Annotated in this window: 17 protein-coding genes and 2 pseudogenes; 9 read left to right on the forward strand and 10 right to left on the reverse strand. The window is 70.4% G+C overall.

All coding sequences use genetic code 11. The features are described from left to right. Positions 1 to 64: 64 nt before the first annotated feature. A complete protein-coding gene (locus CLV67_RS23975) occupies positions 65 to 880 on the forward strand; it encodes an SAM-dependent methyltransferase (protein ID WP_239166336.1) in 816 nt (271 codons plus the stop codon). A 616-nt stretch (positions 881 to 1,496) separates the two neighbouring features. Here the strand turns inward: CLV67_RS23975 and CLV67_RS23980 are convergent. Next, the gene (locus CLV67_RS23980; RefSeq protein ID WP_239166335.1) at positions 1,497 to 2,837 is read right to left on the reverse strand and encodes an FUSC family protein; all 1,341 of its coding nucleotides are present in this window, start codon (positions 2,835 to 2,837) and stop codon (positions 1,497 to 1,499) included. A 105-nt stretch (positions 2,838 to 2,942) separates the two neighbouring features. After that, entirely contained in the window at positions 2,943 to 3,239 is a 297-nt protein-coding gene (locus tag CLV67_RS52735) for a chorismate mutase (protein WP_203737120.1), read from the reverse strand. Positions 3,240 to 3,294: 55 nt separating this feature from the next. Here CLV67_RS52735 and CLV67_RS23990 point away from each other — a divergent pair, with 55 nt between their 5' ends. Together CLV67_RS23990 and fxsT are read left to right on the forward strand one after the other, a co-directional pair. After that, positions 3,295 to 3,987, forward strand: coding sequence for a hypothetical protein (locus CLV67_RS23990; protein ID WP_203737119.1), 693 nt, complete (start codon positions 3,295 to 3,297; stop codon positions 3,985 to 3,987). Between the two features lie 117 nt (positions 3,988 to 4,104). Continuing rightward, entirely contained in the window at positions 4,105 to 6,615 is a 2,511-nt protein-coding gene (gene fxsT / locus CLV67_RS23995) for an FxSxx-COOH system tetratricopeptide repeat protein (RefSeq protein WP_106322095.1), read from the forward strand. 9 nt (positions 6,616 to 6,624) lie between these two features. Here the strand turns inward: fxsT and CLV67_RS53515 are convergent, their stop codons facing one another. From CLV67_RS53515 to CLV67_RS24025, 7 genes and pseudogenes are all read right to left on the reverse strand, one after another. After that, the gene (locus tag CLV67_RS53515; protein WP_239166334.1) at positions 6,625 to 6,960 is read right to left on the reverse strand and encodes a hypothetical protein; all 336 of its coding nucleotides are present in this window, start codon (positions 6,958 to 6,960) and stop codon (positions 6,625 to 6,627) included. Continuing rightward, positions 6,890 to 7,387 (reverse strand): annotated as a pseudogene (locus tag CLV67_RS54775) (alanine racemase); the annotation flags it as partial. The pseudogene CLV67_RS54775 and the gene CLV67_RS53515, both read right to left, overlap by 71 nt. A gap of 62 nt (positions 7,388 to 7,449) precedes the next feature. Further along, positions 7,450 to 7,827 (reverse strand): BlaI/MecI/CopY family transcriptional regulator, encoded by a 378-nt coding sequence (locus tag CLV67_RS24005; RefSeq protein WP_106322097.1) that lies wholly within the window; start codon positions 7,825 to 7,827, stop codon positions 7,450 to 7,452. A gap of 32 nt (positions 7,828 to 7,859) precedes the next feature. Then, complete coding sequence (gene efeB / locus CLV67_RS24010) at positions 7,860 to 9,119, reverse strand: iron uptake transporter deferrochelatase/peroxidase subunit (RefSeq protein ID WP_275414908.1); 1,260 nt, start codon at positions 9,117 to 9,119, stop codon at positions 7,860 to 7,862. A 36-nt stretch (positions 9,120 to 9,155) separates the two neighbouring features. Further along, positions 9,156 to 10,286, reverse strand: a complete 1,131-nt coding sequence (gene efeO / locus CLV67_RS24015) for an iron uptake system protein EfeO (protein WP_106322101.1) — start codon at positions 10,284 to 10,286, stop codon at positions 9,156 to 9,158. Between the two features lie 7 nt (positions 10,287 to 10,293). Further along, a complete protein-coding gene (gene efeU, locus CLV67_RS24020) occupies positions 10,294 to 11,121 on the reverse strand; it encodes an iron uptake transporter permease EfeU (RefSeq protein WP_106322103.1) in 828 nt (275 codons plus the stop codon). A gap of 80 nt (positions 11,122 to 11,201) precedes the next feature. Continuing rightward, positions 11,202 to 12,104, reverse strand: coding sequence for a M56 family metallopeptidase (locus tag CLV67_RS24025; RefSeq protein WP_106322105.1), 903 nt, complete (start codon positions 12,102 to 12,104; stop codon positions 11,202 to 11,204). Between the two features lie 67 nt (positions 12,105 to 12,171). On the opposite strand from CLV67_RS24025, the gene CLV67_RS24030 reads away from it, so the two are divergent. Both CLV67_RS24030 and CLV67_RS24035 read left to right on the forward strand, forming a co-directional pair. Further along, a complete protein-coding gene (locus CLV67_RS24030) occupies positions 12,172 to 12,783 on the forward strand; it encodes a TetR/AcrR family transcriptional regulator (RefSeq protein ID WP_170153970.1) in 612 nt (203 codons plus the stop codon). Continuing rightward, the gene (locus CLV67_RS24035; protein ID WP_106322109.1) at positions 12,780 to 13,529 is read left to right on the forward strand and encodes a maleylpyruvate isomerase family mycothiol-dependent enzyme; all 750 of its coding nucleotides are present in this window, start codon (positions 12,780 to 12,782) and stop codon (positions 13,527 to 13,529) included. Before CLV67_RS24030 ends, CLV67_RS24035 begins: the two co-directional genes overlap by 4 nt. On the opposite strand, the gene CLV67_RS24040 is transcribed toward CLV67_RS24035, so the two are convergent. Then, a complete protein-coding gene (locus tag CLV67_RS24040; RefSeq protein WP_106322111.1) occupies positions 13,507 to 14,670 on the reverse strand; it encodes an FAD-dependent oxidoreductase in 1,164 nt (387 codons plus the stop codon). The two genes, CLV67_RS24035 and CLV67_RS24040, sit on opposite strands and share 23 nt — an antisense overlap. A 130-nt stretch (positions 14,671 to 14,800) precedes the next feature. Here CLV67_RS24040 and CLV67_RS24045 point away from each other — a divergent pair, with 130 nt between their 5' ends. From CLV67_RS24045 to CLV67_RS24060, 4 genes and pseudogenes are all read left to right on the forward strand, one after another. Beyond that, the gene (locus tag CLV67_RS24045; protein WP_106322113.1) at positions 14,801 to 15,580 is read left to right on the forward strand and encodes a polysaccharide lyase family 7 protein; all 780 of its coding nucleotides are present in this window, start codon (positions 14,801 to 14,803) and stop codon (positions 15,578 to 15,580) included. A gap of 62 nt (positions 15,581 to 15,642) precedes the next feature. Further along, positions 15,643 to 15,810: pseudogene (locus CLV67_RS24050) on the forward strand (DUF4291 family protein); the annotation flags it as partial. Positions 15,811 to 15,896: 86 nt separating this feature from the next. Beyond that, positions 15,897 to 16,529: an FKBP-type peptidyl-prolyl cis-trans isomerase gene (locus CLV67_RS24055; RefSeq protein ID WP_106322115.1), complete on the forward strand. Its 633-nt coding sequence runs from the start codon at positions 15,897 to 15,899 to the stop codon at positions 16,527 to 16,529. A gap of 175 nt (positions 16,530 to 16,704) precedes the next feature. Then, on the forward strand, positions 16,705 to 17,613 hold the full coding sequence (locus CLV67_RS24060; protein ID WP_106322117.1) for an STM4015 family protein: 909 nt from the start codon (positions 16,705 to 16,707) through the stop codon (positions 17,611 to 17,613). The last annotated feature ends 10 nt before the right edge of the window (positions 17,614 to 17,623 follow it).

Raw genomic sequence — 17,623 nt, forward strand, 5'->3', positions numbered from 1 at the left:
ACCATGATCACTAGGGCCACTGTGGAACTGGCGCGCAACGAACCGGGAGGTGTTAGATAGCGGCGTGGATCAAGCGAGCGCAGCCGCCCGGGGTATCGACCCGACCCAGCCGCACCCCGCCCGTCGGTACAACTACTGGCTCGGCGGCAAGGACAACTTCGCCGCCGACCGCGCCTCCGGCGACGAACTTCAAAGACATTTCCCGGCGGTACGGCTGGGCGCGCTCGCCAACCGTGCCCTGCTGCAGCGCGCCACCCGCTTCCTCGCGGAGGAGGCCGGGATCCGGCAGTTCCTCGACATCGGCACCGGGCTGCCCACCGCCGACAACACCCACGAGGTGGCCCAGCGGCACGCCCCCGAGAGCCGGATCGTCTACGTCGACAACGATCCGCTCGTCATGGTCCACGCCCGTGCCCTGCTCAACAGCAGCCCCGAAGGCCGTACCGCGTACATCGAGGCCGACCTCAACGACCCCGAGGCGATCCTCGCCAACCCGGTCCTGCACGAGACCCTCGACCTGAAGCAGCCGGTCGGCCTCATGCTGATCGCCGTCCTGCACTTCATCCACGGCGACGGCGCCGCCCAGCCGATCGTCCGCCGCCTGCTCGACGCCCTCCCGTCCGGCAGCTACCTGGTCGCCACCCACGCCACCTCGGACTTCGGCACGCCCGAGCAGCAGGCGCTCTACCGCCAGCTCGTCGAGACGGGCCGCTCCGACGTCTGGACCCGCCCGCGCGACGAGTTCGCCGCCCTCTTCGAGGGCCTCGAACTCATCGAGCCCGGTGTGGTCCCCGCCAGCGAGTGGCGCCCCGACGAGGGAGCCGAGATCCCGAGCCGCGCCGACATCAACATCTGGACCGCCGTAGCCCGCAAGCCCTGACCCCCACCCGCAACGCCCCCGCTCCCTTCCGCAACGCCTCCCGTCTCCTTCTTCACAGATCTTGTGAGGTTCTGCCGTCAGGCTGGCCGCAACCTCACTAGATCGCGGGCGGCGCGATTCCCCTCCGCGATCTAGTGAGGTTGTGCCGTCCCGGCGACCGCAAGTGCGCAAGATCGCGGGCGGCAGGGTTCCCGGCGACCGCAAGTGCACAGACCGCAAGTGCGGAGGACCGCAGGAGGCGAGGTTCGCTCCACGCGACGCCTCCGGCCACCCTCTTCGCGATCTTGTGAGGTTGTGCCGTCCCGCCGACCGCAAGCGTGCAACATCGCGGGCGGTGTGCTCTCTCCGCGACGCCTCCCGCTTCCCTCTTCACAGATCTTGTGAGGTTGTGCCGCGATGCTGACCGCGAGTACGCGAGATTGCCGGGGGCGCGGCTCGCGGCGACAGCGAGCGCGCAACGTCGGGGGAGGCGAGGTTCGTTCCGCGCGATGTCAGCGCCTTCCTTCTTCGCGATCTTGTGAGGTTGTGCCGCGATGCTGACCGCAAGTGCGCAAGATTGCGGGGCGGCGCGGGTCGCGGCGACCGCGGGCGGGCGAGGGCGGGGAGGGCGGCGGGGTCAGCGGCCTGCTCGGGCCTTCTCCCAGATCAGGCGGACCGCGGGAAGGACCTCGGAGACCGCCGGGATGCCGGGGCCCGGCTCGCGTACACCGACCGTCAGGGCCGGCGCGGAGCGTTCCAGCGAGCCGGCCATCCGGTCGATGTCGGTGATGATCGAGCCGGTCAGCACCAGTACGCCGGTGTCGTCGAGCTCGGTGCGCACCTTGCGCAGCGTGCGCCGCCGCTCCTCGCGCAACCCGTCGAGCAGGTCGTGCAGGTTGCCGGTGTCGTGGGTGGCGTCGGCGCGCCGGTCGGCGACCAGGGTCGCGTGCACCGCGAAGGCGTCGGACGCGGTGGCGAGGACCGGCCCGATCTGGCCCGGCACCCCGGCCGCGCCGGGTGTCGCCGCCGCGTCGAACATCGTCCGGGCCACCGAGTTGACCTGCTGCACCCCGTGTTCGAGGGCCCGTAGCGTCTGGTCCAGCGGTGTGACCCGGGCGACCGGCGTGGTCAGCGACCACCGGGCCTGCCGGGACAGCTCGTCGACCGCGGCGACGGCGTCCTCCACGTCCTCGTCGAGTTCCCGGGACCGGGCCAGCCACTGTGCGGCCTGCTCCCGGTCGTATCCTTCGCGGACCCCGGCGGCGAGCCGGTCGAGGAGGGCGGCGATCTCGCTCGACAGGTGGGCCAGCCGGTGCCGGGCCTGCTCGATCGGCGTCATCCCGCCGACCAGCGGTGACAGGATCACCCCGACCACGATGCCGAGGACCGTCGCCGCGACCCGCTGCCACACGAACGTCTCGGTGACCACGGTGCCGCCGACCAGGATGCCCAGCGACGTCAGCGGCACGGTGGCGGAACTGTCGCCCAGGCGCAGCAGCCGGCCGAGAGCGAGACCGCACCCGGCGATCACGGCGATCGTCCACTCGCTGGCCCCGAACACGCCCCACACCCCGACCGCGACGCCGATCCCGGCGAGCGTGCCGACCAGGCGTTTCGCGCCCTCACGGACCGAGGCGTGCGAGCTCATCTGCACCGACAGCGTCGCCGAGATCGCCGCGGTGACCGGCCCGACCAGATGCAGCGTCTCGGCGGCGGACCAGGCGATCCCGGCGGCCACACCGGTCACCAGCACCGAGCGGGCGGTGGGCGGGTCGATCCGGTCACGGCAGCGCCGGGCCAGCCGCCACAGTCTTGCCGGGACGTGCGGCCGCAGGCGGGCGAGCACGGCCCGGCAGGTCGTCTCGGCGACGGGCCGGACCTTACGGCTCAGCAGCACGGCGGCAACCGCGCAGAGCGACAGGCCGGCGGCGACGACGGTGAACGGACTGGTGGACTGGACGAACGTCTGCAACAACACGGCGGCTTTCTCTCGGCGATGGCTATCCGACGCCAAAACTATCGGCGAGAAATGCTGATAAAAGCCGAAATAGTGTGAATGTGACGGCCGTCGCGCCCGAACCGGTTACCCGCCGGTCGTCCCTCGGTGCTCGGCGAGCTCCAGGTCGATGAAGGCGCCGATCATCGCCCGGTAGACGCGTTCCACCACCTCGGGTGAGGCACCGGACTCGGCCGCGAGCGCCCGCACCTTCGCAACGACCTGTTCGACGCGCGCGGGTGCCCGTACTCCATCCTCATCGGTTTTGAGGGTGGCGGCCCGCCGGACCTGGACCTCGCGCCGGGCCAGGAGGGAGACGATCTCGGTGTCGATCTCGTCGATCGCACGGCGGACGTCCGCCAGGGTGGGTTCAGAATCGGTCACCGCTTCAGGGTGGCATCCGGTGTGGAGAGCCGCCCGCCGGGGCAAGGACAGAAGGATGCGAACCACATCGATCCGTACGGTAACGACCGCCGGCCTGCTGGCCGCCACCCTGACCGCGTGCGCCGCCGAAGGTTCGACCGTGACCCCGGTCAGCGCGTCGTCGAGCGCCCCCGTCGAGGGCGCCCCGGCCGTGAGCGCCCCGGCTGAGGGCATCCCGGCCGCGGCGTTGCTGCAGCCCGCCGACGTACGCGACGCGAAGCCCGAAACAGTGGAGGAGGGTGAGTTCGCGCACGTCCGGCCGCTGCGCCCGTGCGGCGGCGACCGCTATCCGAGCGACGGCACACGCACCGACGCGGTCGCCAAGCGGTACGTCGTGCCCGGTGAGCAGGAGGGCAGCACGCCGTCCGTGGTCGTGCAGTTCGTCGGCCGGCACACGCCCGGCGGCGCCGCCGAGCAGATCGGCGACATCTCGGCGGCGCTGAAGCGCTGTCCCGGCGGCCTGGGCAAGGGCGAGCACAAGTGGGACGTCGTCGAGGCGACGGCGGAGACCACGGTGGTACGGATCGGTCAGCGTTTCAGCTATGCCGACGAGGAGCCGGCGACCGTCAACCACTACGCGGCCGTCTCCCGGGTCGGCGACGCGATCGTGGTGGTGGCCGACCTGGGCTGGGAGAACATGGACGGTTCCGAGCCTCTGGTCCGCGACCTGATCACCAAGGCCCGCGAGCGAGCCACCGCCATCGCCTGAGAGACAAGCCCGCCGGCCGTAGCGAAGCGATGAGATATCGGGGATACGGCTGTCGGGCTGCGGCGACCGCCTGAATACCCGTTCGGAGGTCGTCTTCCGGGACGGTTCTGGTGCAGTGTGGACGGCGTGCCGGACCGCATCTTCATCTCACACACCGGTCGGGATCGCGCATGGGCCGAGTGGGCGCGCTGGCATCTGGAGAGTGCCGGTTACCCGACCGAGCTGGACACGGTTGACTGGGCGCCGGGCACCAACGTCGTCGAGGCGCTGCACCGGGCGCTGCACCGCGACAATCCGCTGCTGGTGCTGCTGTCGACCGCCTATCTGGGCATGGACCGGTTCACCATGGACGAGTGGACGGCCCGGTTCGCCCAGCGCCGCCGGGACCCGAAGGCGAAGCTGATCCCGCTACGGTTGGACGACGTCGACCTGTCCGACGGCCTGTGGGCACCGATCTTCGTGCCGTCATTGTTCGACCTACCGCCCGACCAGGCGGTGGCGCTCCTGTTGGAGGCGGTGCGGCAGGTCGCGGCCCCGGGTGGGGTGCGGTCGGCTGTTCCCCCGACGTTTCCTGGGCGTGTGGCGGCGAGCATCGACGGACCCCGGCCCCCTGGCTCCCTGCCGTCAGTGTGGAACCTGGCCCGGAGAAACCCGGACTTCACTGGTCGTGACGACATGCTCAACCGCCTGCACGACACGCTGTCCACCGGGCATCGTGTAGCAGTGCAGGCGCTGCACGGTAGCGGTGGCGTGGGCAAGACGCAGTTGGCGCTGGAGTACGCCCACCGGTTCGCCGGTGAGTACGACCTCGTCTGGTGGGTTCCCTCCGAGAAGCCGGAACTCATCGGCGAACATCTCGCCGCACTCGCCCAGGACCTGGATCTGTGCCTGGTTCCGGTCGGCACCTCCACTCCGGAATCGGTGCGGGCCCTTCACAGCCATCTGCGCCGGACCGGCCGGTGGCTACTGATCTTCGACAATGCCGAGGACCGGGACCGCCTTGCCCCATGGCTTCCTGACGGATCCGGACACCTGCTGATCACCAGCCGCAGTCCGGCCTGGGCCGGGATCGCGAGTGTCGTCGATGTGGACGTGTTCACCCGAGCTGAATCCCTTGCCCTGCTCGGCACCAGCCTGCCGCACCTGGGCGAATCCGATGCCGACGGGCTCGCTCACGCACTCGGTGACCTGCCGCTGGCAGTGGCCCAGGCCATGGGCCTGCTTGCCGAAACCCGGATGTCGGTGTCCGATTACTTGACTGATCTCGCGGTTCACGCGGCAGAGCTCATGGATGAGGGAGACCCACCGGCCGGATATCCGTTGTCGCTGGCCGCCACGGTCACCCTGACCGCCGATCGCCTCAGCAGCACTCACCCGGCGGCAGGACAGGTGCTTTATCTCTGCGCACGACTCGGACCCGAGCCGATCCCGGCTGATCTGTTCACCGCCCGGCCCGACCTGCTGCCCACCCCTTTGAAGACGGTCGCCGGCAAGCCGGTGGCGTTCCGCCGGACCATGGCACAACTCGCCCGGCATGGGCTGGCTCGTGTCAGCGATTCCGGTCCGACACTTCATCGGCTGGTCCAGGCCGTTCTCCGTGACACCGACCCGGATCAGGCGCGTCATCAGGTCATTGTCGAGAACCTGCTGGCGGCTGCGAAACCGGATGACGGCACCCACCCGCAGTGGTGGCCTCGCTGGAGTGAGTTGCTGCCGCACATCCTGGCTGCCGATCCCGGCGCCACGGGCAACGCTGATCTCCGCGCCACCACCTGCAGCGCGGTATGGCATCTGATGGCTCGCGGAGATCTGAGCACGGCCCTACCGCTGGCCGAGCACCTGTACCGAGCTTGGAGCCTTCATCACGGGCGCGATGTCGACACCACCCTTGCCATAGCCCACACCCTCGCCGCCATCTACCGAGTGCTCGGCCACTACCAGAAGGCATACGACCTCGATGAGGACAGCCTTCATCGCGAGCGTCGTCTGCGCGGCTACGACCATCCCCATACCCTCGACTCGGCCAGTAGCGTTGCCGCCGATCTCTATGAGCTGGGCGAGTTCGAGAAGGCGCGGGAGTTGGACGAGGACACCCTGGCGCGCAAGCAGAGGCTGTTCGGCAATGATCACGCCGCCACGCTTGTCTCGGCCACCAGTCTCGCCGTTGCTCTGAGCCGGCTGGGTGAGTTCGAGAAGGCGCGGGAGCTGAACGAGGACACCCTGGCACGCGAGCGCCGACTGTTCGGTGACGATCATCCTGCGACGCTGATCTCGGTCACCAACCTTGCCATCAATCTGCGTCAATTGGGCGAGTTCGAGGCTGCTCGTCTGCTGGACGAGGAGGCCCTGGACCGCAAACGACGGGTACTCGGCGACGACCACCCCAGCACGCTGGCGTCTGCCAACAACCTCGCGGTGGACCTGCGCCAGCTGGAAGAGTTCGATCGGGCGCGGAAGCTGGATGAGGACACCCTGCTCCGCCGGCGGCGAGTGCTCGGTGACAAGCATCCGGAGACTCGCCGGTCAGTGGTCAACCTCGCCGACGACCTGAAGGGCCTCGGCCGTCATGACGACGCCCGTGAATTGCTTCGGACGTTTCCCCCGCAGGATGTCGACCCGAAGACGTGATGCGCACGGTCAGGTGTTGGCGCCGCGGGCGGCGACCACCCAGCGGTCCACCTGCCGCCCGTCCGCGACGACGATCAGCTCGTCGGCCAGGTTGACGACGGCGCAGGCGTGGTTCGGGACAATCCGCAGCGGGTCGCCGAGCCGGGGGAGTGCGACGTCCGGGGGCATCTCGACGGTGGCGTGATGCTCGGACAGCGCGACGATCCGGGCATCCGGCCGTGGGCGTGGACCCGCCGCTGCGAACCCCGGCGTCGAGCCCGGCGGCCGCCACCGAGGAGGCCGCCGCGTCCAGGGCTCTGACCTCGTCACCGTTGGCCCGTTGCTGACGGCTCGGACCGTACGCATGTCCCGGGAATGTGAAGACGCCGGCAACACGCAACCCGGACCGATCCGCAGCGGCCGCGATCTCGCCGGCGTCAGCCGGCTCGACACCGCTGCGATGGTGCCCGCTGTCGACCTCCACCAGCACCTCGAGCCCCGGAACCGCCCGCCCCAGCGCCTCGGCACCCTCCACGGAGTCGACGCCGACCCGCAGCGCCACCCGCTCCGCGAGCGCCCGTAGCCGCGGCGCCTGCCACGACGACGGCCAGACCGGATAGGCGATGAACAGGTCGTCGATGCCGCCGCCGACGAGGACCTCGGCCTCGCGCACGGTGGCGACCGTCAGGCCGGACGCGCCGAGTTCGATCTGCCGGCGGGCGATTTCGACGCACTTGTGGGTCTTGGCGTGCGGCCGCAGCGCCAGCCCGCGGGCCGCGATGCCGTCGGCCATGGCGGCCAGGTTACGCTCCAGGACGTCGGCGTCGACCGCGGCCCAGGGCGTGGGCAGCTCGATCACGGCTCCTCAGAAGCGTTGAGCAACTCGCGCAGCAGTCGCTCGTCGTCCTCGTCGAGAGTGCTGACGAAGCGGCGCAGCACCGACGCCCGATCGGGCTCGACCGCCATGAGACGGGTCATCCGGTCGGCGACGAGCCCGGCCGGGTCGGAGAGAGCGCCGTACCGGAAGGCCCGCCCGTCGCGGTGCCGGGCCACCTGGCCCTTCTCGTGGAGCCTGGTCAGCGTGGTCACGACCGTGCTGTAGGACAGGCTGCCGTGCGGGCAGAGGGCATGGCGGACCTCACCGGGCGTCATCGGGGCGGACGCGGTGGCGAGGACCGTGACTATCTCGGTCTCCAGCTGCCCCGGCTTGCGTCTGCTCGACGGATTGTTCACAACGCGACTCTAGCGATCAGGACGGGGAAGGGTCAGCTGAGCAGCGCCCGGCCCCAGTGGTCGTCGGCGGCCACGAGCCCCGGCGGGCAGGCGAAAAGGCCGCTGGACACGTGCCGGATGTACTCGTTCATGACGTCCTTGCGGGCCAGCGCCGTCTGCACCGGCACGAACTGCCGGTGCGGATCGCGCTGGTAGGAGATGAAGAACAGCCCCGCGTCGAGACGTCCGAGGCCGTCGGAACCGTCGACGTAGTTGTAGCCGCGCCGCAGCATCCGCGCTCCGGAGTTCTGGCTGTGGTGGGCCAGGCGCACGTGTGCTTCGAGGGCGATGACGGGCTCGCCCTCCCCGTCGACGGCCGCGAAGTCGGGTTCGTCGAACTCGGCCTTGCCGGTGAGTGGCGCGCCGGTGCCCTTGGTGCGGCCGACGATCGTCTCCTGCTCGACGAGCGAGGTGCGGTCCCACGTCTCGACGATCATCCGGATCTTGCGGCTGACGAGGTAGGAACCGCCGGCCATCCACTCCGGGCCGTCGCCGGGCTTGACCCACAGGTGGTCGTCGAGCAGGGCGGTCTCCTCGGCCTTCAGGTTGGCGGTGCCGTCCTTGAAGCCGAACAGGTTGCGCGGGGTGTCCTGGCTGACCGACGTCGACGACGTCCGGCCGAAGCCGAGCTGCGACCACCGTACGCTCACCACGCCCATGCCGATCCGGGCCAGGTTGCGGACCGCGTGGACGGCGACCTGCGGGTCGTGGGCGCACGCCTGGATGCAGATGTCGCCGCCGGAGATCCTCGGGTCGATGGCGTCGCCGGGGAAGTGCGGCAGGTCGGCGAGGGCTTGCGGCTTGCGGTCGGCGATGCCGAACCGGTCCTTGCCGCCGGCGTCGCGGAACAGCCCCGGCCCGAAGCCGATGGTCAGCGTGAGCCCGGAGGCGGGCAGCCCGATGGCCTCGCCGGTGTCGTCAGGCGGGGCCTCCGGGATGCCGCCGACCGCGCCGATGGTGCCGGCGTCGAGGCCGGCGGTCATCCGCGCGGCGGCGGCGGTCCAGGCTTCCAGCATGGCGAGCAGCTCCGCCTTCTTGCCGGTGATCACGTCGAAGGCGACGAAGTGCAGGCGATCCTGGGCCGGGGTGATGATCCCGGCCTGCCGCGCGCCGTAGAACGGCACGGCGTCACCGATCCCGGCGACCGGCTTCGGTTCCGGGTTCTTTCCCGAGGTGAGTGCCAGGGCGCCACCGGTGGCGGCGATCCCGGCGACGCCCGCTCCGGCGAGCCCGATCATCCTGCGCCGCTTCACGATCAAAACCTTTCTGCGGTACGGGTAAGCGTGCCGTCACTTGCCGGCGACGAGCCCGGCGACCTTGCTGATCGGCTCGGCGAGAGCGTTGATGTCGTCGCTGAGCTGCTTGAGGTCGGCCTGGGTCAACTCGTTGTGCAGCTTCCAGCCGTCGCCGGCGCGGTGCTTCTCGAGCGAGGCGGTGACCGCCGCGAACTTCTCGTCGAGGGTCTTGACCAGCGCCGGGTCCTTCTCCTCCAGAGCCGGGCGCAGCGCCGCGATGGCGGCCTTGGAGCCCTCGACGTTGGCGTTGAAGTCCCACAGGTCGGTGTGCGAGTAGCGGTCCTCCTCACCGGTGATCTTGCCGGTGGCGACCTCGTCGAGCAGTTCCTTGGCGCCGTTGGCCAGCTGCAGCGGAGACAGCGGGGTGCTGTTGGCCAGGTCGACGATCTTCTGCACGTCGACGAGCAGCTTGTCGGCGATCGGGCCGGACTTGCTGATGTCGCCGGTCTGCCAGAGGTCCTTCTCGATCCGGTGGTAGCCGGTGAACTCCTGGCCGGGCTCGAGACCGTCCTCGCGGCCGTCGATCGCCGGGTCGAGGTCGCCGAAGATCTCCGCAACCGGCTCGATCCGCTCCCAGTAGGTGCGCGACACCGGGAACAGCGCCTTCGCCTTCTCCTTGTCGCCCTTCTTCACGGCGTCGACGAACTCGGTCGTCTTCTCGATCAGCGCGCCGGTCTGGCTCTTCACGTACCGCTGGTAGTCGGCGGTCGCCTGGGCCAGCTTGGCGTCCTCGGTGAGCGGCGCGCTCGAGCCGGTGACCACGAACCCGTTACGGATGCCCTTGCCGATCATGCCGGGCTTGCAGGCGGTCTCGTACTGCCCGGCGGCCAGCTCGACGATCAGCTCGCGGGACAGGCCGGGCGCGATGTTCTCGACCTCGCCCATCACCCGGTCGCCGGCCGCGTACACGTAGAACTCGGTGACCTTGGCGCCCTTGTTGGCGACGGTGAACGTGACCGTGCCGGCGGCGGACTCGGCCTTCGCCACCTCGCAGGAGGTGTCGGAGGCGGCCACGGTGATCCTGCCGTCGCCGGCCGCGGCGGTCTTCGTGGCATCGTCGCCGCATCCGGCGATCAGCAGCGCGGTGGCGCCGGTGGTGGCGATGAGACGGGCGGTGGTGCGCATGGTTCTCCTAGGAGGCCGGGGTGGGCGAGGGGACCGGCGTACGGGCCGGCCAGAGGAAGAGGACGAGAACCGGGATGCCGTAGGCGAACCACACCACGGTCTCCAGGACCGTCGGGGCGGGCGTGAAGTTGACCATGCCGCGCAGCAGTTCGGCGTACCACGTCTCGGGCGGGACCGCGCCGCTGACGTCGAAGGCCAGGTCGTTGAGGCCGGGCAGGGCGCCGGCCTCCTGCAGGTCGTGCACGCCGTACTTGGCGATCCCGGCCGCGACGAGGACGAGCAGCGCGCCGGTCCAGGTGAAGAAGCGGGACAGGTTGATCCGTACCGCGCTGACGTAGAGCAGCCAGCCGAGCGCGACCGCGGTGGCCAGGCCGAGCGAGACGCCGAGGAGTGGGCGCACGCTGTCGGAGGCGCCCTGCGCGGCGGCGTAGAACAGGATCGAGGTCTCCAGGCCCTCCCGGATGACCGCGAGGAAGGCGACCGACACGACCGCGACCGGGCCGAGGGTGATCGCTTCCTCGAGACGTCCGCGCAGCTCGGCACCGATCCGGCGGGCCATCCGCCGCATCCAGAAGATCATCCAGGTGACGAAGGCGACGGCCACGAAGGACGCGATCGCCTCGAAGAGTTCCTGCTGGGTGAAGGTGAGGCGGGCCGCGCCGGCCTGGAGCAAGGCGGCGAAGCCGATCGAGATGGCGGCGGCGACGGCGACGCCCGCCCAGACGTGGCGCAGCAGGTGCGTGCGTCCGGTTTTGACCAGGAAGGCGACCAGGATGGACACCACCAGGGTGATCTCCAGGCCTTCGCGCAGACCGATCAGGAAGATGGCGGTCATCGCGACTCCCGAGGTTAGCCATACCTAAGTGCTGGTAAGGCCAACCTTCTTTTATTCCGTTGTAGAAGTCAAATCCCGCCTCAGGGCAGTGCCGCCACGATCAGCTCGCCCAGATCCCAGGCCGCCTCCACGGTCCACGCCAGCGAGAAGATCGCCAGCCCCAGCGGCGCCACGGCCAGGATCGGCGCGGCAGCCCAGCCGCGCGGCTTCAGCAGGCTCGCCACCCGCCGCGGTACCACCCCGCCCGGCGACGCCGCGTGCAGTCCGGCGTTCAGGGACGGGCGTGCCGTCGCGGCCAGCGCCGCGGCCCCGATCGCCTGCGCCACGGTCCGCCGCGATCCCACCGTCGTCGCCGCACGCTCGTCGGCGGCCCGTTCCACCAGGTAGTCGACGTGCCGCGTGACCCACCACAGTGCCGGATGGGAGGCCGCCGCCAGCTCGCTGACCAGGATCAAGCGGTGGTGCCGGGCGTCGAGATGCGCCTGCTCGTGCGCGAGCAGTGCGGCGAACTGCTCGTCCGACAGCGCCTCCCGCATTCCGGTGGTCACCACCACATGACCGGGCTTTCCGGGTACGGCGAACGCGTGCGCCGCCGTGTCGGGCACCATCACCACCGCTCCGAGTCCCGAGCCGGCTCCGGCCAGGGCCAGCAGCCGCCGCTGCCGGCGCCACGTCACGGTCATCGAGGCCGAGGCCGCCGCCAGCAGCACCACGCTCAGCCACGACACCCACGGGAACCGGGCCGTGTCGTCGACCACGATCCGCGACGACCAGCCGAAGAGGCTCCCGACCGCGGGGATCTCGGCCACCGCCTTCAGCGCGAACACCACGAGGTTGACCAGGCTCGCCACCGCCGCCCCGGCCGCCGACCAGGCCATCACCGGCGCCGCGACCTGTGGCGACAGGCGGTCCGCGAGCAGTCGCACCAGCACCACCAGCACGGGCGGGACGACGACAACCGACATGAGAAAGTGGTCGAACATAAGGGCAGGCTAACCCGTTGGTGGAGCTGCTTGACGCCGCCGGGTGACGGGGGCGACACTCCTAATCGTGTTAGGCAAAACTACCCGCGATAGGAAAGCCGAACGCCGTACGGCAACACGGCGGGAGATCATCGACGCCGCCTGGCGCCTCGCCCGGGAGAAGGGCCTGGCCCAGGTGACCCTGCGCGACGTCGCCGAGCTGGTCGGTATGCGGGCACCGTCGCTCTACAGCCACTTCGCCTCCAAGAACGCCATCTACGACGCGATGTTCGGTGACGCCTGGACGCGGTACCACGAGCACTCGCAGGCGGCCGCTGCCGACGAGCCGGACACCAGCCGGGCCGCCATGCGCTTCTACGCCCGCGTGTTCTTCGACTTCGCCGTCGAATTCCCGGCCCGGCACCAGCTGATGAACCTGCGCACCCTGCCCGATTTCACCCCGAGCACGGAGGCGTACGCCCCGTCCGTGGCCGTGATGGAGGACTTCGTCGCCCGCATGACCCGCCACGGCGCCGGCGGCCCCGACGAGATCGCCCTGTTCACGGGCCTCGTCTCCGGGATGGTCGACGCCCAGCTCGCCAACGACCCGGGCGGTGACCGCTGGTCCCGGCTGCTCGACCGGGCCATCGACATGTTCGCCGACAACGTCGGCATCACCGATGAGGAGACCCGGCCATGACCACCGACCCGTGGCGCCCGTCCATCGACCGCGAGCCGGCGATGCGCCTGGCCGCCACCGAGTACCGCCTCTGCGCCGACCTGTTGTCCGGACTGACACCCGGGCAGTGGGCGGCACCGACCGCCAACACCGGCTGGACCGTCCGCGACACCGCCGGCCACATGCTCGGCATGGTGCAGATGGTGAGCGGCCTGCCGCAGCTGATCGGGCAGATGTCGACGTCGATGCTCCGCGCGCGCAAGGCCCGGTCGACCGTCTCGATCGACCACCTGACCGCGCTCCAGGTCGAGCGCAACGCCGCCCTGACCACCGGCGAGCTCGTCCGGCTGTGGCGTGAGCTGGCACCGAGGGCGGTCCGGTTCCGCGGCCGTGTCCCCGGTGTCGTCCGCGACCGGACCATGCCCGAGGCCCAGCTGATCGGCGGCCGTCTGGAGCGCTGGACGTTCGGCTACCTCATCGACGTGATCCTGACCCGCGATCCGTTCATGCACCGCCTCGACATCTGTGCCGCCACCGGCCTCGACCCGCGGCCCACCGCCGACCATGACGGTGTCCTCGTCGCCGACGTGGTGCGGGAGTGGATCCGGCGCCACGGCCGGGACTGCACCCTGCACCTCACCGGCCCGGCGGGTGGCGCCTGGGGCTCCGGCGGCGAGGAGGTCGGCCTGGACGCTTTGGAGTTCTGCCGTGTCGTGTCCGGCAGGGGTCAGGCCTCCGGTCTCCTCACCACGGCCGTCCCCTTCTGACCAGACGGAGACCGGCGTCCACCGCCGGCAGTGCCAGCCGCACGGCGAGGGCGTACAACATCGGATTCTCCAGCCGCCGCTGCCAGAGCAGCGCCGGCCGCGCCTCGTCGACCGCCGCCGGGGCATAGGTCAGCAACCTCGTCCGGTACGCCGCCAGCGCTTCCCGCACCGGACGTGTGCCCAGGTCCTCGGCGAGGTACGCCGCGTCCAGAATGGCGGTGCCCGCCCCGGCCCCCGCGGTCGGCGGCATCGGGTGGACGGCGTCGCCGAGGAGAGTGACCGGGCCGCTGGCCCAGGGCCCCAGCGCGGCCGGGAAGTGGAAGGGGAACGCCGCCACACTGCCCGGCTCCGAGCGGTCGATGAGCGTGTGGAAGTCGTCGCTCCAGCGCGCGGTGAGGCGGTGAGCCTGTCCGGCGAGGTCGGCGTCGGGGTCGTCGAGGCGGGCCGAGACCGACCAGACCACGTAGGGATGCTCGGCCGCCGGATCGCGCCCGTGCTCACCGTGCAGACTGAGGAACGCGCCCACACCGCCGGGCCCCACCATGAACGCGAGACCGCGGCGCAGATCGGCGGGGATGCGCTGCGGGAGCGGTGAGCGGCCGGCGATGCCGATGAACCCGGAGCGCCGTGCCGTCGACCGGCCCAGCAGCCGCCGCGCGGCGCGTGAACCGGTGCCGTCCGCAGCCACCAGCAGGTCGAACCGGCTGCCGTCGGCCAGCTCGACCCCGTCCGGCGACGCCGTCCAGCCGCTCACCGTCGTGTTCCAGCGGATGACGTCCCCGAGACCTCGGGCGAGCACGGCCCGCAGTGGCCGCCGGCCGATCAGGAGGGCCTCTCCGGCGTGCTCGATCGGAATTCGCAGCCGAACCCGGCCCCGGTGGTCGAGGACGGCGAACTGCCGGAAGCTGTCGTTGCCCGCCCCGCACTCGCGCAGTGCACGTACCGAGGCAGCCGGCAGCACCTCGGCGAGGGCGGTGAACGCCGTGGCGGGCAGGTGCAGCCGGTAGCCGGCGGTGGCCTGCGGCCCGCTGTCCCGCTCGAACACGGTGACGCCGATCCCGCGCCGCTGGAGCGCGTGCGCCAGGGTGAGCCCGCCGATGCCGGCCCCGACGATCCCGACGCGCAGTGCGTTGACGGTCATGGCGCCTCCCCGTGTCGCTCTTAAGGTTATTTAAGGATTCCGGAACCGGGGGATTCTTGATGGTCGATCGATGGGCTGCTTTTCTTAACTAGTCTTACAATTCCCCCCGCACGGTAATGAGGTCATCCCCATGCGAAGGCGCACCCTGTTCGCCGTTGCCCTGTCCACCACCGCCGTAGGCGCGCTCGGCGCCGTCGGCATCGGCAACGCCTCGGCCGCGACGCTCGATCCCAGCCTGCCGCCCGGCGGCAACTTCGACCTCTCGGTGTGGTCGTTGCAGCTGCCCACCGGCTCGCCCGGCAGCCCCGACACCATCTCGCCCGGCCAGCTCAAGGCCGGCTACACGAACCCTTCGTTCTTCTGGACCGACTCCAACGATGGCTCGATGACGTTCTGGGCGCCGGAGAAGGGCGTCACCACGCCGAACTCCAAGTACGCCCGTTCCGAGCTGCGCGAGATGAACGCCAACGGCAGCGCCGCGAACTGGACGCTGGCCGGCAACCACACTCTCAGCGCCCAGCTGCGGATCGTGTCGGTGACCAAGAACGTCGCCGTCGGTCAGGTGAAGCTCGGCACCGGCGGTCCGTCCACCAAGCCGCTCGCCGAGCTGTACTACCGCCCGAACGGCGATATCTTCTTCGGCACCCAGAACTCGCCCGACGCCAGCGGTCAGACGCTGCACAAGGTCGGCAACGTGGCCGTCGGCACGAAGTGGACCTACGTCATCAACGTCAACGGCAGCAAGATCAACCTCACCGTCAACGGTACGAGGACCACGTACACGATCCCGTCGGCCTTCAACCCGTACCGCCAGTACTTCAAGGCCGGCTCCTACAACCAGTCGTCCTCGGAGAGCACCACCAACGGAGCGAAGGTCAAGTTCTACGCCCTGACCGTCAAGCACGCCTGACCCCGGCTTCCGGCGGCCGCCCGGCAGCGGCCGCCGGAAATCGGTTCGTCACCGCGACGCTGCTGTGGCTGATGCATCGCAGCAACTGGGCCCGCAAGCCCGGCCAGGAACGCGTCCTGGCGGTCAGGATGACGCGCGCCGGCTGGGAGCGGGCGCTGTCGAAGGCCGTCCTCACCGCTCCCGAGCCCGCCGTGCACGGCAGCGCCGCCGCCTGGAACGCGGCGTTCACCGCAACGCCCGTGCCCGCTCGCCCCCGAGATCGCCCGGCGCATCCACGCCGGCACCTGACCACAGCCGGGTGTCGTATTGTCGGACCGTGCTCGATTCCTCACCGGGCCGCGGCAGCGCGGCCACCAAACGTGCCGCAGCCACTCCGTCCCGCGGGAACACGGCCGGACAGCCGCTCAAGTCCAAGGCCGACAGGCGGGCCGAGGCCAAGGCCACGAAGGCCCGGGCCCGGACGATGCGCAAGCGCCGCCAGGCGCTGACCGTCGGCGGCGCGGCGGCCGCCGTGCTGGCACTGGTGATCGGCCTTTTCCTGTGGGCCGGCGACTCGCCCTCCGAGCCGGCGGGCACCGGCCAGGCTCCGGCCACCAAGCCGGTCGTGACCGCCGGGACCGGGACGGTCACCGAGCTGAAGACGACGACCCTCGTCGAGGGCACCGGCGCGGCCGTCCAGCCGGGCCAGACGATCAGCGTGCACTACGCCGGTGTCACCTACGCCGACGGCAAGGAGTTCGACTCGTCCTGGGACCGTTCGGAGCCGTTCAGCTTCGCGATCGGCGCCGGGAAGGTGATCCAGGGCTGGGACAAGGGCCTGCTCGGTGTGAAGGTCGGCAGCCGGGTCCAGCTCGACATCCCGTCCGAACAGGCCTACGGCGACAACCCGGCCGGTGGCCGCCCGGCCGGCGCGCTGCGCTTCGTCGTCGACGTCCTGTCCGCGTCCTGACCGACGGCGTCGCGGCTTCGCCGTCCTGACGGCAGATCTCGTGAGTTTCGGGTGGAGATGACGGCCGAACCTCACGAGATCTGCCGCGATGATGGGCGGCGGCACCGCCCCATAAGGGCACTCCCGTCGTGAGACTTGATGCCAGGATGTAGGTCTCTACGACTGAGGAGGTCTGTTGGGCGTCTACGACTTCGTGGACACGTTCGCCGGTCTGCCCGTGGTGCGCTGGGACGAGGCGAACCCCGACGATCCCGAGACGGTCGCCTGGAGCATCTCCAGCGACTACGGATCGCAGGCGATCCCGGCGGTCTTCGAGGAACTGCTCGCCAAGACCGGGCCGGGTGGGCCGGTCGCGCTGATCGTCCAGGACTGGGGCGAGCCGCACGCGTCGCCGTTCCCGATGGAGGTGCTGACCGGAAACGCCCATCGGCTGGGCAATCTGCGCGCGCTGTTCCTCGGTGAGATGACGGGGGAGCAGTGCGAGATCTCCTGGATCAAGCAGGACGACATCACGCCGATCCTGGAGACCTTCCCGGCGCTGACGACCCTCTGGATCCGTGGCGCGGACGGCCTCGAGCTCAAACCGGCGCGGCACGAGAACCTTCGCGAGCTGGTTCTGCAATCCGGCGGTCTCCCCGCATCGGTCGTACGCGCGGTCGCGGCCAGCGACCTGCCGGCTCTGGTGGACCTCGAGCTGTGGCTCGGTGTCGACCAGTACGGCGGCGACGCGACGGTCGACGACCTGGCCCCGATCCTGTCCGGCCGCTCGCTGCCGTCGCTGAGCCGCCTCGCGCTGCGTAACGCCGAGATCGCCGACGACATCGCGGCCGCCGTGGCCGCGGCTCCGGTGGTGGCCCGTCTCCAGGTGCTCGACCTGTCGATGGGCGCCCTGGGCGACACCGGGGGCGAGGCGCTGCTGACCGGACAGCCCCTCACCCACCTGCTGCATCTCAACCTGAGCCACCACTTCATGTCGCCCGAGCTGGCGCAACGGATCGTGGAGGAGCTGCCGACCGTGGTGGTCGACGTGTCGGACCAGCAGCAGGAGGAGGAGTGGGGGCGCTACACCGAGGTGAGCGAGTAACGCCCCGTCA

Source organism: Actinoplanes italicus (assembly GCF_003001815.1).
In the GTDB taxonomy this organism is placed as follows: Bacteria; Actinomycetota; Actinomycetes; order Mycobacteriales; family Micromonosporaceae; genus Actinoplanes; species Actinoplanes italicus.

What these genes read in the sequence shown, in the direction of transcription:
- efeU (WP_106322103.1), bottom strand. Translation starts at nt 11,121, where the DNA reads ATGACCGCCATCTTCCTGATCGGTCTGCGCGAAGGCCTGGAGATCACC.
- CLV67_RS24025 (WP_106322105.1), bottom strand. Translation starts at nt 12,104, where the DNA reads ATGTTCGACCACTTTCTCATGTCGGTTGTCGTCGTCCCGCCCGTGCTG.
- CLV67_RS24035 (WP_106322109.1), top strand. Translation starts at nt 12,780, where the DNA reads ATGACCACCGACCCGTGGCGCCCGTCCATCGACCGCGAGCCGGCGATG.
- CLV67_RS24040 (WP_106322111.1), bottom strand. Translation starts at nt 14,670, where the DNA reads ATGACCGTCAACGCACTGCGCGTCGGGATCGTCGGGGCCGGCATCGGC.
- CLV67_RS53515 (WP_239166334.1), bottom strand. Translation starts at nt 6,960, where the DNA reads ATGCGTACGGTCCGAGCCGTCAGCAACGGGCCAACGGTGACGAGGTCA.
- efeO (WP_106322101.1), bottom strand. Translation starts at nt 10,286, where the DNA reads ATGCGCACCACCGCCCGTCTCATCGCCACCACCGGCGCCACCGCGCTG.
- CLV67_RS23990 (WP_203737119.1), top strand. Translation starts at nt 3,295, where the DNA reads ATGCGAACCACATCGATCCGTACGGTAACGACCGCCGGCCTGCTGGCC.
- CLV67_RS24045 (WP_106322113.1), top strand. Translation starts at nt 14,801, where the DNA reads ATGCGAAGGCGCACCCTGTTCGCCGTTGCCCTGTCCACCACCGCCGTA.